Raw genomic sequence first — 14,030 nt, 5'->3', positions numbered from 1 at the left:
CCGTGAAGCGTGCAACGACATTGCTGAAGCGTAGGGCAGTCAGCGCCATTCCGGTGCTGCTGATTGTCCTCGTCTTCACCTTCGTACTGCTTGAAAACGCATCCGGAGACGCGGTAGACGCCTATCTCGTCTCCATCGGCGGCGGTGATGCCGGGCTCAGGGATGTATTGCGCGAGCAATATGGCCTGAACGGTTCGGTGCTGGCCCGTTTCTGGCTCTATGCCAGCTCGGTGCTGCGGCTCGATCTCGGCTGGTCGCTTGCCTTCGACCGCCCTGTGCTGGGGTTGATCCTCGAGCGACTGCCGAACACGCTTCTCCTGATGGGCAGCGCTACCACACTCGCCTTCATCCTCGGCACCGGGCTTGGCATCGTTGCGGGCGCGCGTCCTGGCGGGCTGGCGGACCGCGTGCTTTCAGCGTTTTCGCTGGCGCTTTACGCCACGCCCGGCTTCTGGCTTGGCCTCGTGCTCGCAATCGTCTTCGCCGTTCAACTCAAATGGCTGCCCACGTCCGGCATCGAAACCATCGCCTCGGGCAAACAGGGATTTGCAAGGGCGCTCGATATTGCCCGCCATCTCGTGTTGCCGGTCGCCAGCCTCGGCCTCATTTATCTCGCGCTTTTCCTGCGCGTCATGCGCACCGCCATGGCGGCGGTCTGGCCGCTGGATTTCGTGCTGTTCGCCAGGTCAAAAGGGCTTTCCAAACGGCGGATCGTGCTGCGCCATGTCGCGCGCAATGCCGCTCTTCCGCTCGTCACCGTGCTTGGCCTGCAGGCCGCAACCATGCTGGGCGGCAGCGTGGTAATTGAAAGCGTCTTTGCCATTCCCGGCTTTGGCCGGCTGGCGCAGGAGGCGGTCAGCGGTCGCGACACGCCACTTTTGATGGGCATTATTCTAACAAGCGCCGTCTTCGTCATCCTCGTCAATCTCGCCGTCGACATTCTCTATGCCGTTCTCGATCCGCGCATTGGCAGCGGGGAGCGACAGGCATGAGTTTCGCTCTCCGGCTGCTGCACAGTTTCGAAGGCGCCACAGGCGCCATCATTTTGGTGCTGCTTGCCATGACGGCGCTCGCTGCGCCCGTCGTTTTTCCCGGTGACCCGCTGGCCATCGCCGGTGAGCCGCTGATCGCGCCCTTCACGGATGCCGCTTTGCCTCTCGGCACCGACCGGCTCGGCCGAGATGTGCTGGCCGAACTTGCCCACGGCGCGCAGTCCTCTTTGCTCGTTGGCATTGGCGCCGCCGCCGCGGCGCTGGTGATCGGCGCCGTCATCGGCACCATTGCCGGTTTTGCAGGCGGCCTCGTGGATGAAGCATTGATGCGCGTCACCGACGCCTTCCAGATCGTGCCGAATTTCTTGCTCGCGCTCGCCTTCGTCAGCACCATCGGCCCTTCCATGCCCATTGTCATTCTCGCCATTGCGCTCGGCGCATGGGCGGATCCGGCGCGGCTGATGCGGGCGCAGGTCTTGAGCATACGCGAGCGCGATTATGTCCAATCCGCCCGCGCCATCGGCATGCATCCGTTAGAAATCGCCTTCCGGCAGATTTTACCGAATGCCCTGCCGCCGGTTCTGGCGCTGGCCGCCATCATCGTTGCGGCCGCCATTCTCACCGAAGCGGCACTGTCCTTCCTGGGACTTGGCGATCCCAATATCGTCACCTGGGGTTCTATGATTGCCGAAGGACGCAACGTCCTGCGCTCGGCCGCGTTTTTATCCGTCATCCCCGGCATCGGCCTTCTGGTCACCGTTCTCGGCGTTTATCTTTTCGCAGAAGGCGTCAACAGGGCGATGGCGACGAGGAGGCAAGAGCCATGAGCGGAAATGCGCTATGCCGGATCGACGATCTCAGCGTTTTTTATGCGGCAGGCGATGCACCGGCACTGCAGACTGTTTCGCTGACGATCCGGCAGGGGCAGAGGCTGGCGATCATCGGCGAAAGCGGTTCGGGAAAATCCACGCTCGGCAGAGCCATTGCCGGTCTTCTTCCCGGCAATGCGCGGGTTTCCGGCGATATTTCCTGGAGCCGCGATAGCGGCCTGTTTCACGGCAGGCCGCAGCCCGGACGCGATATCGGTACGATCTTTCAAGATACCGGCGCGACGCTGAACCCGGTTCTCACCATCGGCGAACAGGTGGCGGAAGGCGCCGTTCGGCATCTCGATCTGTCGTGGAGGAAGGCGCGCGATCTTGCCCGCGACCTTCTGGACCGGGTGCGGCTGCCGCATCCTTCCCACCTGCTTGCCGCCTATCCGCACCAGCTTTCCGGCGGCCAGAGGCAGCGCGTGGCGATTGCCGCCGCCATTGCCGCCAATCCTTCGATCCTGATCGCCGACGAAGCCACGAGCGCGCTCGATACCGTCAGCCAAGCCGCCGTCGCCATGCTGCTGGACGATCTGGTGCGGCGGGAAAACAAAACGCTGGTGTTCATCACCCATGATATCGGCCTTGCCTCCAGCCTTGCCGACGAGATCGCGGTTCTGCGCGCGGGGCTGCTGGTGGAACACGGCCCGACGCGGCGGGTGCTTTCCACGCCTGCCCATGACTATACGCGCGCGCTGCTTGCCGATTATCTCGATCTCTCCACTCCGCCGTTCATCAGCGAGGCCGCGTCATGAACGAAGCCCTTCTGCGGGTCGACGGATTGTCGAAAACCTATCGCACCGGCGCAAGAACAGTGGCGGCGCTTTCCGACATCTCTTTTTCGCTTCAGCCCGGCGAGACCCTGGGACTTGCCGGTCCCTCCGGCTGCGGGAAATCGACGCTGGCGCGCATTCTGATGCGGTTGATCCCGCCCGACGGAGGCACGATCCATTTCAAAGGCCGTGACTGGCTGGCGCTTGACGGAGGCAAGCTTCGCGCCGCCCGCCGACATATGCAGATGGTGTTTCAGGACACGCATGGCGCCTTCAATCCGCGCGCCAGCGTCGAGGATGCCATCGGTGAACCGCTGCGCATCCATCGCATGGTGAAAAGACGCGACCGCGCGGCGGAAATACACCGTCTTCTCGAGCGCGTGGGCCTGCCCGCCAGCTATGCCGACCGCTCGGTCTTCGAGCTTTCCGGCGGCCAAAGACAGCGTGTCGCGATTGCACGGGCTATTGCGCTCAAACCGTCGCTTCTCATTTTGGACGAGGCCGTCTCCGCGCTCGATGTTTCGGTTCGCCGGCAAATCCTCGAACTGCTGGTGGAAATACAGCGGGAGACGGCCGTTTCCTGTATTTTTGTCTCCCATGATCTCGCGGTTATCCGCGCCGTCTGCCACCGCGTCGCCATCATGGAAGCGGGACAGATCGTTGAAATCGGCAGGACGGGAAATATCGTTTCGGCGCCGCAATCCTCGACCGCCAGAACCCTGATCGACGCCGCACCGCGCCTGACCATTGCCACGTAAGGAAAAGACATGCCCGTTCCCGATTATGCATTGCTGCTTGACCCACCCGCTTTTCCCGCGGAGCGTTACGCCATTCTGGCTGATCGACTGGCAGCCTTGATGGGCACGGGCAACGACGTCCTTCTCATACAGGCGGAAGCCGTGCTGGCACTCGAGGCGGCGGCGACGAGCCTTGCCCGACCGGGTCTTAGAGCGCTCAACATCGTCACCAGCCCCTATGGCGCATGGTTCGGCGGCTGGCTCAATAGAGGCGGCGCGACGGTGCGCAACCTGACGGCCAGTCCCGCAAAGCCGGTCACGCTGGAGGAGGTGGAACGGGCGCTGAACGAGGGCCCGGACTTCGATCTTCTCGCCATCGTCCATGCGGAATCGGCAAGCGGCATTCTCAACCCCCTGCCCGCCATTGCCGCGCTCGCTCGGCAAAGGGGTATCGTGACCCTTGTCGACGCCGTGGCGTCCATTGGCGGCCATGCCTTCGAGGTCGACCGGCTGGGCATCGATATTGCCGTCATCGGCCCGCAAAAGGCGCTGGCAGGCCCGGCCGGGGTTTCCGCCATTTCCATCAGTGAACGGGCGTGGGATCTATTTTCGCATGGTAGGGCGCCGGAAAACTCCATGCTCTCGCTTCTGGACCAGAAAAAACTCTGGCTCGATGCCGGCCGCGGCGCGCTGCCCGGAACGCCCGCTCCGCTGGAATTCTACGCGCTGGAGGCCGCCCTCGACAGGATAGAGGCAGAAGGTCTGGCATCCGCCAATGAACGCCACGAAAGAGCGGCGGCGGCCACCCGGAACGGCATCAGGGCGCTCGGTATCCAGACCTGGGTGGAGGAGGCGCACGCCTCCGCCCTCGTTTCCACGGCGATCCTGCCGGACACAGTGGAAGCCGGAGATTTTCTCGCGGCTGCATCCAAAAAACAGGGCGCAGATCTTTCTTACGGTGTTGGCCCCGGCGCTGAACGACTGATAAGGCTCAATCACACCGGTCGGCGGGCGCATCCGGAGGCTGTGAAAGCCAATATCGCGGCCTTCGCCAGCGCCCTGAAAAGCCTCGGCCATGCCGCAGATACCGATTCCGCGCTGGAAGCGGCCGAAAAAACCTATTTTGACTCTCCTGCGAACAGCGTTGAACGCCCCTGATAAACGTTCATTGCGCCGAATCCTGCGGCGTTGAAATGTCAGTCACGGCATTGTCGTTAAAAATGGTAGACAAATTCCCCGGCCAATCTTGACGAAATCATGGCAACGCGCGAAACTTAACACACTGTTAACTCGCGTGAAGAAGGGAAATGGCCATGGTAGCAGGTTTCAACATGCTCTCCTTTGACCTCTTTGGCATCGGCCGAAGGATGCCCGTCGTCAAGGAGCGGATGGAGACCGAGTTTCAGGACAAAACGCCGCGCAGACCCGACGACGAGTCGCACGATGACGACCGCGATCAGGAATATGAGCTGTTCTTCTGGTCGCTTTACCCGGTGATCTGACGCCTGCCTGGCAAGCTTTTAAACCATCGGCAAAATAGGTTTTCCGTTGCCTCATCGCTACGGGGCGCGTGGGCTACTGCGCCAGACAAGCGCCGTAACCTCGATATTTTCAGTTTACCGTCAAACCAAACGAAAAGCGGCCCCGGGAAAACCTCGAGGCCGCGCAAATCCGACGATGGATGTTAATGGTTGTCGCGCGGCAGGCCCTTGGTCTGGGCAATGCGCTGGTACTTCACGGCCGGTTCCAGAACCGCGCCGGTTTCCATCTGGCTGACGATACCCCGCTGGATTTCCTGCCATGGCGTCTGGTGGTCGGGGAACTTGTAACCGCCCTCGGCGGAAAGCGCCTCGTAACGCTTCGCCAGTTCCTCGCCGGAAATCAGGATATCCGCCTTGCCGCGGCCGACATCGATGCGAACGCGGTCGCCCGTCTGCAGGATGGCGAGACCGCCGCCTGCCGCCGCTTCCGGTGAAGCGTTGAGGATGGACGGGCTGCCCGACGTGCCGGACTGGCGGCCATCGCCGATGCAGGGCAGCGAATTGACGCCTTCTTTGAGAAGATAATCCGGTGCGCGCATGTTCACCACTTCCGCCGCACCCGGATATCCGATGGGACCGGCGCCGCGCATGAAGAGGATGGTATTGGCGTCGATCTTCAGCGACGGATCGTCGATGCGGTGATGGTAGTCCTCCGGACCGTCGAACACCACGGCACGGCCTTCGAAGGCTTCCGGATCGTTCGGGTTGGAGAGGTAACGGTTGCGGAACTCTTCCGAGATCACGCTCGTCTTCATGATGGCGGAGGAGAACAGGTTGCCCCGCAGAACGCGGAAGCCGGCGCGCTCCTTGAGCGGCTGCTCATAGGGGCGGATGACCTTCTCGTCTTCGATGATCGCGCCACGGCAATTGTCGCCGATGGTCTTGCCGTTGACCGTCATGGCGTCTTCCATGATCAGTCCCTGGGTCATCAGCTGGTTGACGACGGCGGGAACGCCGCCAGCATGGTAATAATCCTCGCCGAGATATTCGCCGGCCGGCTGCAGGTTGACGAGCAGCGGCACGTCTTCGCCATAGGTCTGCCAGTCATCCACCGTCAGCTCGACGCCGACGTGGCGCGCAAGGCCGTTCAGGTGGATCGGCGCGTTGGTGGAGCCGCCGATGGCCGAGTTGACGCGGATGGCGTTGATGAAGGCGTCTTTGGTCATGATATCGGAAGGCTTCAGGTCTTCCTTCACCATTTCGACGATGCGCAGGCCGGTAAGATAGGAGACTTCCTGACGGTCACGGTAAGGCGCCGGAATGGCGGCGGAGCCCGGAAGCTGCATGCCCAGCGCTTCGGCAAGCGAATTCATGGTCGTTGCCGTGCCCATGGTGTTGCAATAACCGGTGGAGGGAGCCGACGAGGCGACGAGCTTGACGAAGCCCTGGTAATCGATCTCACCCTTCGCCAGCAGTTCGCGCGCCTTCCAGACGATGGTGCCGGAACCGGTGCGTTCGCCCCGGAACCAGCCGTTCAGCATGGGGCCGACGGAAAGGGCGATGGCCGGAATGTTGACGGTGGCCGCCGCCATGAGACAGGCAGGCGTGGTCTTGTCGCAGCCGATGGTCAGGACGACGCCGTCGAGCGGATAACCGTAAAGCACTTCCACGAGGCCGAGATAAGCGAGGTTGCGGTCAAGACCGGCGGTTGGGCGCTTGCCGGTTTCCTGAATCGGATGCACGGGAAATTCAATCGCGATGCCGCCGGCTTCACGGATACCTTCACGCAGGCGGTTTGCCAGCTCCAGGTGGTGGCGGTTGCAGGGGGAAAGGTCGGAGCCCGTCTGCGCGATACCGATGATCGGGCGATCAGACTGCAGTTCGGCCTGGCTGAGACCGAAGTTCATGTAGCGCTCGAGATAAAGCGCCGTCATGTCCGCATTCGCGGGATTGTCAAACCACGCGCGCGAACGCAGCTTGCCCTGAGTTGCAGGAAGATTATCAGATGTCGTCATGATGCGGGTCTCCAGCCGGAAGTGGCCAACGGTAAAATATTACGAAATGCGACAAGCTTATGTTGCGCACAAGGAAAATGGAATCAGCGTTTCGGAGATCACGCATAACCGACAGAGTGAGCCCAGACGAGTGGCATCGAGCTGCACTTCGGCTTTAACCGAATATTTTTCGGCATTTACGCCCATCGCGGGATTACGCAACGGAATCTCCCTCCCTCTTTTGCCGACTAAATTTCGTCCCGGGGGCGCGAAAATTCCGGCAAAAATCGTTTTCTTATTTATATTACTATTAGATAAAATCATACGCTGTCAAGCGCGGCGACACCAGAAGGCGCGGCAGACAAGATCGTTCGAAACGACAAATTCGAATTATACATCTAATTGATATCAAAAGTTAAATGCTAAAATTTGCAAATGAATACAGTGCCCAAAAATTCAATTATTCGAAAATGCCTCTTTTCAAGAGTATTACTATATGCTCATAGTGTTGGCGTCACGCTGACATCATCTCTGGGAGGATTAAGATGAGAAAAGCTCTCGCGACAGTTACTGTCGCCGTTTCGCTGTGCCTTGCATCAAGTGTTTCCGCACAATCGCTGACCGTCGGCTTCTCGCAGATCGGTTCGGAATCCGGCTGGCGCGCGGCTGAAACCACCGTCACCAAGCAGCAGGCGGAGAAGCGCGGCGTCACGCTGAAGTTCGCCGACGCGCAGCAGAAGCAGGAAAACCAGATCAAGGCCGTTCGCGGCTTCATTGCGCAGGGCGTCGATGCGATCCTGATTGCACCCGTCGTCGCAACGGGCTGGGACGCCGTGCTGAAGGAAGCCAAGGAAGAAAAAATCCCTGTCATCCTGCTCGACCGCCAGATAGAGGCTCCTGACGATCTTTACCTGACGGCCGTAACCTCCGATCAGGTTCACGAAGGCAAGGTTGCCGGCGACTGGCTGGTCAAGGACGTCGGCTCCAAGGATTGCAAGGTTGTGGAATTGCAGGGCACGACCGGCTCTTCGCCCGCCATCAACCGCAAGAAGGGTTTCGAAGAGGCCATCGCTTCCCACGCCAACATCAAGATCGTGCGCTCGCAGACGGGTGACTTCACCCGCACAAAGGGCAAGGAAGTGATGGAGAGCTTCATCAAGGCGGAAGGCGGCGGCAAGGACATCTGCGCTGTCTACGCCCACAATGACGACATGGCCGTTGGGGCGATCCAGGCGATCAAGGAAGCCGGCCTGAAACCCGGAACCGACATCAAGATCGTTTCCATCGACGCGGTGCCTGACATCTTCAAGGCCATGGCGGCCGGAGAAGCCAACGCCACCGTCGAACTCACGCCTGACATGGCGGGACCCGCTTTCGACGCCCTTGAAGCCTATCTGAAGGACAAGAAGGAGCCGCCGAAGTGGATTCAGACCGAATCCAAGCTCTACACGGCGTCCGATGACCCGATGAAGGTCTACGAGGCGAAGAAGGGCCTGGGCTACTAAGCCATTTCTTCGGGGAAACGGCGCAGGAGCTGCGCCGTTTCTTTCGGTTGTGAAACGACGGGCGAAAATCCGATACTGAATGATTTCATGGAGCGAGCGGGTGTGGCCTGCTTCTTCTCCCCGCCGGGGAGAAGGTCGCGGCAGCGGGATGAGGGGGCAAGCTCTCCGAAATCCGGCAATATTTCCCCCTCATCCGACCCTTCGGGCCACCTTCTCCCCGGCGGGGAGAAGAAACGAGCGGCCACCGCTCGCTTTATGTGATCATTCTGCGCCCTCGTGGCGAGACCCATTGCAATACGGAAACTGCTCTATGTCCGAAACGGCACCACTTCTGGAAGCACGCGCCATCGGCAAATCCTTTCTCGGGATAACAGCGCTTGATAGCGTTGATTTTTCGCTCGGACGTGGCGAGATCCACGCACTTCTCGGCGAAAACGGCGCGGGCAAATCGACGCTCATCAAAATCCTGACCGGCGTTTATCACCGCGACAGCGGCTCGATCTTTCTGGAGGGCGCAGAAATTGCGCCCGCCAATGTCGGCGAGGCGCAGGCGCTCGGCATCGGCACCGTCTACCAGGAAGTGAACCTTCTCGAAAACCTGACGGTTGCGGAAAATCTCTTTCTTGGCCGCCAGCCCCACCGCTTCGGCATGATCGACCGGGCCTCAATGCAGAAGCAATCACAGGCGCTGCTGACGCAATATGGTCTTTCCATCGACGTCAACGCCCTGCTCTCCAGCTATTCCGTCGCCATCCGCCAGATCATTGCTATCGCCCGCGCCGTCGATCTTTCCGGCAAGGTGCTGGTGCTGGACGAGCCGACTGCCAGCCTCGACGCCCACGAGGTCGAAATGCTGTTCGGGGTGCTGAGAAACCTACGCGCGCGCGGCATCGGCATCATCATCATCACCCATTTCCTCAATCAGGTCTATGATATTGCCGACCGCGTCACGGTTCTGCGCAATGGCCGCCTCGTCGGCACGCGCGATATCGGCAGTCTGCCGCGATCCGAACTCATTGCGATGATGCTGGGTCGCGAAATGCAGCACATCACCCAGGAACATCAGGCGGCGGACGATACCGTTATCGAGGGTGAACCCCCGATCCGTTTCGAAGGTTACGGCAAACGCGGCAGCATCGCCCCTTTCGATCTCGGCATCCGCCCAGGCGAGATCGTTGGCGTCGCCGGTCTCCTTGGCTCCGGCCGAACGGAAACCGCGTTTCTGCTGTTCGGTATTGATCGTCCCGATACCGGCAACGCGACGATAGACGGAAAACCGGTGGCGATTTCGTCGCCCGAGGCCGCGATAGCGGCCGGATTCGGCTTCTGTCCGGAAGAACGAAAGACAGACGGCATCATCGGCGACTTTTCCGTCACCGATAATATTGCGCTGGCGCTGCAGGCCCGGCAGGGCTGGGCACGGCCGCTCTCCCGCCGGCAAAAAGCGGAACTTGCCGAAAGCTTCATCAAATCGCTCGATATCCGTCCGGCCGACCCCGAACGGCCGATCAAATTCCTGTCCGGCGGCAATCAGCAGAAGGCCATTCTGGCGCGCTGGCTCGCCACCCATCCCCGGCTTCTGATCCTCGACGAGCCGACACGCGGCATCGATATCGGTGCGCATGCGGAAATCCTGAAAATGATCGAAAAACTCTGCAGCGAGGGCATGTCGCTCGTCGTCATCTCCTCCGAACTGGAAGAACTGACCGCCGTCGCCCATCGTGTCGTCGTATTGTCCGACCGCCGCCATGTCAGCGAATTGAAGGGCGGCGATTTGACCGCCGACAACATCATGCGAGCGATTGCCGATGCGGCGAAAACGGAGGCGGCATGATGGCAGCAATGACACGACGCTTCAAACGACTTGCTCCGCAGCTTGCCGCGCTCTTCATCATTCTGGCAGCGATTACAATCATTTCTCCGGGTTTCCTGCATGTTTCGTTCCAGAACGGCCGACTCTATGGCAGTCTGGTGGATATTCTCGTGCGCGCCGCTCCCGTGGCTCTGCTGACCATCGGCATGACGTTGGTCATAGCCACCAAGGGCATCGATCTTTCCATCGGCGCGGTCATCGCCATCTGCGGCGCGGTTGCGGCCACGCTGATCAGCAATGGCCATTCCATTCCCTCGGTCATCGTCATCTCACTTGCGGTGGGCATTGCCTGCGGCCTGTGGAACGGCGTGCTGGTCGCCCTTCTTGACATTCAGCCGATTATTGCCACCCTGATCCTGATGGTGGCGGGACGCGGCATCGCCCAGCTCATCACCGAAGGCGTCATTCTCACCTTCAACAATGACAGCTTCGCCGCCATCGGCTCCGGCTCGTTCGCAGGCATCCCGCTGCCCGTCATCGTCTGGGTGGCGGCGGCGCTGGTGATCGGCCTTCTGGTGCGCAAGAGCGCGCTTGGTTTCCTGATCGAGGCGACCGGCATCAATCGCCGTGCCGCAGCTCTTGCCGGAGTTCAGGCGCGCTTCCTCTTGTTCTTCGTCTATGCCGTTTCCGGCCTCTGCGCGGCCATCGCCGGCATGATCGTGACCGCAGATATTCGCGGCGCGGATGCGAACAATGCCGGCCTGTGGCTGGAGCTGGACGCCATATTGGCGGTGGTCATCGGCGGCGGCTCTCTGAATGGCGGGCGCTTCTCCATTACCGCCTCGTTGATCGGCGCGCTCATCATCCAGACCATCAATACCGGCATCCTCGTCTCGGGCTTTCCGCCGGAATTCAACCTCATCATCAAGGCCGGCATCATCATGGTCGTGCTGACGCTGCAATCGCCAGCAATCATCACGGTGCTGGGCTTCGTCAGACCACCCAAGCCAAACGCTAAACCGGCCGCCGCCGATGGCATGACCAAGGAAGGAACCGCGCGATGATCCACAGCCGCAACCTGCCCTTCCTCACCACGCTGACGATCTTCGTGGTCGCCTATTTCCTCTGCGTGCTGCAATATCCGGCGATGTTCTCGACACGGGTGATAGGTAATCTTCTGACAGACAACGCCTTTCTCGGCATCGCGGCCGTCGGCATGACCTTCGTCATCCTGTCGGGCGGCATCGATCTCTCCATCGGCTCGGTCATCGCCTTTACCAGCGTCTTCGTAGCCGTGATGGTCGGCACCTATAATATCCATCCGCTGCTCGCCTTCGCCATCGTGCTGGCGGTCTCGACGCTGTTCGGTTGCCTGATGGGGGCGATGATCCGCTTCCTGTCGATCCCGCCTTTCGTGGTGACGCTGGCCGGCATGTTTTTGGCGCGCGGCGCGGCTTACCTCATCTCCACCCAGTCTGTGCCGATCTCGCATCCCTTCATCGATGCGATACAGGGCTTTTATTATCGCTTTCCCGGCGGCGGCAGGCTGACGGCACTGGCCATGCTGATGCTCCTCGTTTTTGCGGCGGGCATGTTGATCGCTAGCCGCACCCGCTTCGGCGCCAATGTCTACGCGCTTGGCGGCAACCCGCAATCGGCAGAGCTGATGGGCGTGCCGATCGGGGCGACGACCATCGGCATCTATGCGCTTTCCGGTTTCCTCTCCGGCCTCGCCGGCATCGTCTACACGCTCTACACCTCGTCGGGTTATTCGCTGGCGACGGTGGGGGTGGAACTCGACGCCATCGCCGCCGTCGTCATTGGCGGCACGCTTTTGACCGGCGGCACGGGGTTGGTGGCAGGAACCTTCATCGGCCTTCTGATACAGGGGCTGATCCAGACCTACATCGTTTTTGACGGAACGCTTTCTTCCTGGTGGACGAAAATCGTCATCGGTGTGCTGCTTTTCATCTTCATCGTGTTGCAGCGCGCAATCATCTGGTATTCAAACAGGAGACTGGCCGGACCGCATCCGGCATAATTGCCAAGGGAGGCTTGCTTGGGGCTGCTCGAAACGACGATTAGCGGGCGAAAACGCCGGAACAGCCACGCCCATGTGGTTTCCGAACTCGGCAGCGCCATCGTTTCGGGCAGAATTGCGGAAGGCTCCCTGCTGCCCAACGATGCGGAGCTTTCCATGCGCTTCGGCGTCTCGCGAACCGTGCTGCGCGAGACCATGAAGACGCTGGCGGCGAAGCGACTGGTGGAGCCCAAAGCGAAGGTCGGCACCCGCGTTCTCGACCGTTCGAGCTGGAACTTTTTCGATCCGGATGTACTGGGCTGGCGCTGCGAGGCCGGCATAGACCAGGAATTCGTCAAGCATCTGGCGGAAATCCGCCTGGCGCTGGAACCGGCGGCGGCAGCCGCAGCGGCCCTGCAGGCCTCCAATGACGACATCGTGTCCCTCTATGTCATCGCCGCCAAATTCGACAATCCGAAACATACGCCCGAAAGCATCGCCAAAGTCGATCTCGAATTCCACCTTGCCGTGGCGCATATGTCCGGCAATCCCTTCATGCGCTCGGCAAGCGGCCTGATTGAAGCCGCGCTGGCCATCTCCTTCCAGCTGTCGTCGCCAGCCGCTTCGACGGGCACCATCGCCGAAATCGCCTCCAACCATCTGCGCATCGTGCATGCAATTGCGGCGCGTGACGCGGATGCGGCGGTAAAGGCTATGCGTCACGTGATCGAGGTCGGCAAGGACCGCACGCAGAAGGCGATCAAGACGGTTTAGAGCCCCCTCCGGCACGGAACCACAGTGGCCCGCTTCGCAGGCCGCTCTTCACGCAGCACGTGACATCCAGGCGTTTTCATGCCATAAAATCAAAATTCCTTAACCGATCGTCCGAATTTTGAGAGCTGCCATGAATGATGCCCTGACCGAGATGCTGCGTGGCCTGAGACTGGACGGCGTGGAATACGGCCGTTGCCGCATGGCGACACCCTGGGCGACGGCTTTTCCCGAACAGGACGCCGCACGGTTTCATTTCATCGGCGTCGGTCAGGCGAAACTGCAGAAGCCTTCCGGCGAATGGCAGACGCTCAAATGCGGCGATGCCGTGCTTCTGCCCAGGGGTCACGCCCATGTGCTTGCCAGCGGCGAGAATGTGACGCCCTCTCCCTTTGACCGGTTTGGCAAAAAGGAAGTTTGCCAGGGCATTTTTGATATGGAATGCGCCAGCGCGGGCGGCGATACCGTGGCCTTTACCGCCTCGATGCGGTTCAATATGGATAATCTGCACCCGCTGTTGCAGCTGATGCCGGATGTGATGCTGACCAGCGATCTGGCCAAAAGCGACCCGGCAATTCCCCATCTCTTGGACGCCATGGCGCGCGAGGTGGAGCTGAACCGCGTCGGCGCAGGCGGTATTCTGGCAAGGCTTGCCGATGTGCTGACCGCAACCCTGATCCGCACATGGGTGGAACATGGCTGCGGCGATTCCAGCGGTTGGCTGGCCGCCGTGCGCAATCCCGAACTCGGGCGGGTATTGGCCGCCATCCACCTCAACCCCGAAAAAGACTGGAGCGTGGAGGAGCTTGCCTCGCTGATGGGGGCGTCCCGCTCCAGTTTCGCGGAACGTTTCACGCGCATAGTGGGCGAAAGCCCGGCCCGTTATGTGGTACGCGTGCGCATGCATCAGGCACGGCTCTGGCTGCGTGAAGGCATGCGCGTGACGGTCGCAGCGGAAAAGCTCGGTTACGATTCCGAAGCCTCCTTCAGCCGGGCCTTCAAACGGGTGCTCGGTGCGCCACCGAGCCAGTTTCGCAGGAAAGATGCGGCCGGGTTGGAAGATGCGGCTTAA

General features: G+C 60.8%; 13 protein-coding genes. 12 read left to right on the top strand and 1 reads right to left on the bottom strand.

Going from position 1 to position 14,030, the window contains the following annotated elements:
• Positions 1-2 precede the first annotated feature (2 nt).
• The 6 genes from O9X91_RS11030 to O9X91_RS11005 all read left to right on the top strand — a co-directional run bounded on the left by O9X91_RS11030 (position 3) and on the right by O9X91_RS11005 (position 4,876).
• Positions 3-992 carry an ABC transporter permease gene (locus O9X91_RS11030; RefSeq protein WP_142911850.1) on the top strand — a complete coding sequence of 330 codons (990 nt, stop codon included), beginning with the start codon at positions 3-5 and terminating at the stop codon, positions 990-992.
• The gene (locus tag O9X91_RS11025) at positions 989-1,819 is read left to right on the top strand and encodes an ABC transporter permease (protein ID WP_142911851.1); all 831 of its coding nucleotides are present in this window, start codon (positions 989-991) and stop codon (positions 1,817-1,819) included. Before O9X91_RS11030 ends, O9X91_RS11025 begins: the two co-directional genes overlap by 4 nt.
• Entirely contained in the window at positions 1,816-2,619 is an 804-nt protein-coding gene (locus O9X91_RS11020; RefSeq protein ID WP_142911852.1) for an ABC transporter ATP-binding protein, read from the top strand. The genes O9X91_RS11025 and O9X91_RS11020 overlap by 4 nt, the downstream gene beginning before the upstream one ends.
• A complete protein-coding gene (locus O9X91_RS11015) occupies positions 2,616-3,395 on the top strand; it encodes an ABC transporter ATP-binding protein (RefSeq protein ID WP_142911853.1) in 780 nt (259 codons plus the stop codon). Before O9X91_RS11020 ends, O9X91_RS11015 begins: the two co-directional genes overlap by 4 nt.
• Positions 3,396-3,404: 9 nt before the next feature.
• Positions 3,405-4,532 carry a pyridoxal-phosphate-dependent aminotransferase family protein gene (locus O9X91_RS11010; RefSeq protein WP_269833907.1) on the top strand — a complete coding sequence of 376 codons (1,128 nt, stop codon included), beginning with the start codon at positions 3,405-3,407 and terminating at the stop codon, positions 4,530-4,532.
• 149 nt (positions 4,533-4,681) lie between these two features.
• Positions 4,682-4,876 (top strand): hypothetical protein, encoded by a 195-nt coding sequence (locus O9X91_RS11005; protein WP_077984263.1) that lies wholly within the window; start codon positions 4,682-4,684, stop codon positions 4,874-4,876.
• A gap of 182 nt (positions 4,877-5,058) precedes the next feature.
• Here O9X91_RS11005 and O9X91_RS11000 read toward each other — a convergent pair whose 3' ends face one another.
• Entirely contained in the window at positions 5,059-6,870 is a 1,812-nt protein-coding gene (locus tag O9X91_RS11000; RefSeq protein WP_137411692.1) for an IlvD/Edd family dehydratase, read from the bottom strand.
• 524 nt (positions 6,871-7,394) lie between these two features.
• Here O9X91_RS11000 and ytfQ point away from each other — a divergent pair.
• From ytfQ to O9X91_RS10970, 6 genes are all read left to right on the top strand, one after another.
• The gene (gene ytfQ / locus O9X91_RS10995) at positions 7,395-8,354 is read left to right on the top strand and encodes a galactofuranose ABC transporter, galactofuranose-binding protein YtfQ (RefSeq protein ID WP_137411691.1); all 960 of its coding nucleotides are present in this window, start codon (positions 7,395-7,397) and stop codon (positions 8,352-8,354) included.
• Between the two features lie 310 nt (positions 8,355-8,664).
• Positions 8,665-10,188: a sugar ABC transporter ATP-binding protein gene (locus O9X91_RS10990; RefSeq protein ID WP_142911855.1), complete on the top strand. Its 1,524-nt coding sequence runs from the start codon at positions 8,665-8,667 to the stop codon at positions 10,186-10,188.
• Positions 10,185-11,231 (top strand): ABC transporter permease, encoded by a 1,047-nt coding sequence (locus O9X91_RS10985; RefSeq protein WP_142911856.1) that lies wholly within the window; start codon positions 10,185-10,187, stop codon positions 11,229-11,231. The genes O9X91_RS10990 and O9X91_RS10985 overlap by 4 nt, the downstream gene beginning before the upstream one ends.
• On the top strand, positions 11,228-12,208 hold the full coding sequence (gene yjfF, locus O9X91_RS10980) for a galactofuranose ABC transporter, permease protein YjfF (RefSeq protein ID WP_077984269.1): 981 nt from the start codon (positions 11,228-11,230) through the stop codon (positions 12,206-12,208). The genes O9X91_RS10985 and yjfF overlap by 4 nt, the downstream gene beginning before the upstream one ends.
• An 18-nt stretch (positions 12,209-12,226) precedes the next feature.
• Entirely contained in the window at positions 12,227-12,961 is a 735-nt protein-coding gene (locus O9X91_RS10975) for a FadR/GntR family transcriptional regulator (protein ID WP_142911857.1), read from the top strand.
• Positions 12,962-13,091: 130 nt separating this feature from the next.
• Positions 13,092-14,030 carry an AraC family transcriptional regulator gene (locus tag O9X91_RS10970; protein ID WP_077984271.1) on the top strand — a complete coding sequence of 313 codons (939 nt, stop codon included), beginning with the start codon at positions 13,092-13,094 and terminating at the stop codon, positions 14,028-14,030.

The sequence above is a fragment of the Agrobacterium salinitolerans genome (assembly GCF_027498475.1).
In the GTDB taxonomy this organism is placed as follows: domain Bacteria; phylum Pseudomonadota; class Alphaproteobacteria; order Rhizobiales; family Rhizobiaceae; genus Agrobacterium; species Agrobacterium salinitolerans.
Note: the sequence above shows the minus strand (reverse complement) of the source record. Positions and strands in the feature narration are given on the sequence as shown.

Coding starts and splice junctions, on each gene's coding strand:
- O9X91_RS11010 (WP_269833907.1), top strand. CDS start 3,405: ATGCCCGTTCCCGATTATGCATTGCTGCTTGACCCACCCGCTTTTCCC.
- ytfQ (WP_137411691.1), top strand. CDS start 7,395: ATGAGAAAAGCTCTCGCGACAGTTACTGTCGCCGTTTCGCTGTGCCTT.
- O9X91_RS10990 (WP_142911855.1), top strand. CDS start 8,665: ATGTCCGAAACGGCACCACTTCTGGAAGCACGCGCCATCGGCAAATCC.
- O9X91_RS11005 (WP_077984263.1), top strand. CDS start 4,682: ATGGCCATGGTAGCAGGTTTCAACATGCTCTCCTTTGACCTCTTTGGC.
- O9X91_RS10985 (WP_142911856.1), top strand. CDS start 10,185: ATGATGGCAGCAATGACACGACGCTTCAAACGACTTGCTCCGCAGCTT.
- O9X91_RS10970 (WP_077984271.1), top strand. CDS start 13,092: ATGAATGATGCCCTGACCGAGATGCTGCGTGGCCTGAGACTGGACGGC.
- O9X91_RS11000 (WP_137411692.1), bottom strand. CDS start 6,870: ATGACGACATCTGATAATCTTCCTGCAACTCAGGGCAAGCTGCGTTCG.
- O9X91_RS11015 (WP_142911853.1), top strand. CDS start 2,616: ATGAACGAAGCCCTTCTGCGGGTCGACGGATTGTCGAAAACCTATCGC.
- O9X91_RS11025 (WP_142911851.1), top strand. CDS start 989: ATGAGTTTCGCTCTCCGGCTGCTGCACAGTTTCGAAGGCGCCACAGGC.
- O9X91_RS11020 (WP_142911852.1), top strand. CDS start 1,816: ATGAGCGGAAATGCGCTATGCCGGATCGACGATCTCAGCGTTTTTTAT.
- yjfF (WP_077984269.1), top strand. CDS start 11,228: ATGATCCACAGCCGCAACCTGCCCTTCCTCACCACGCTGACGATCTTC.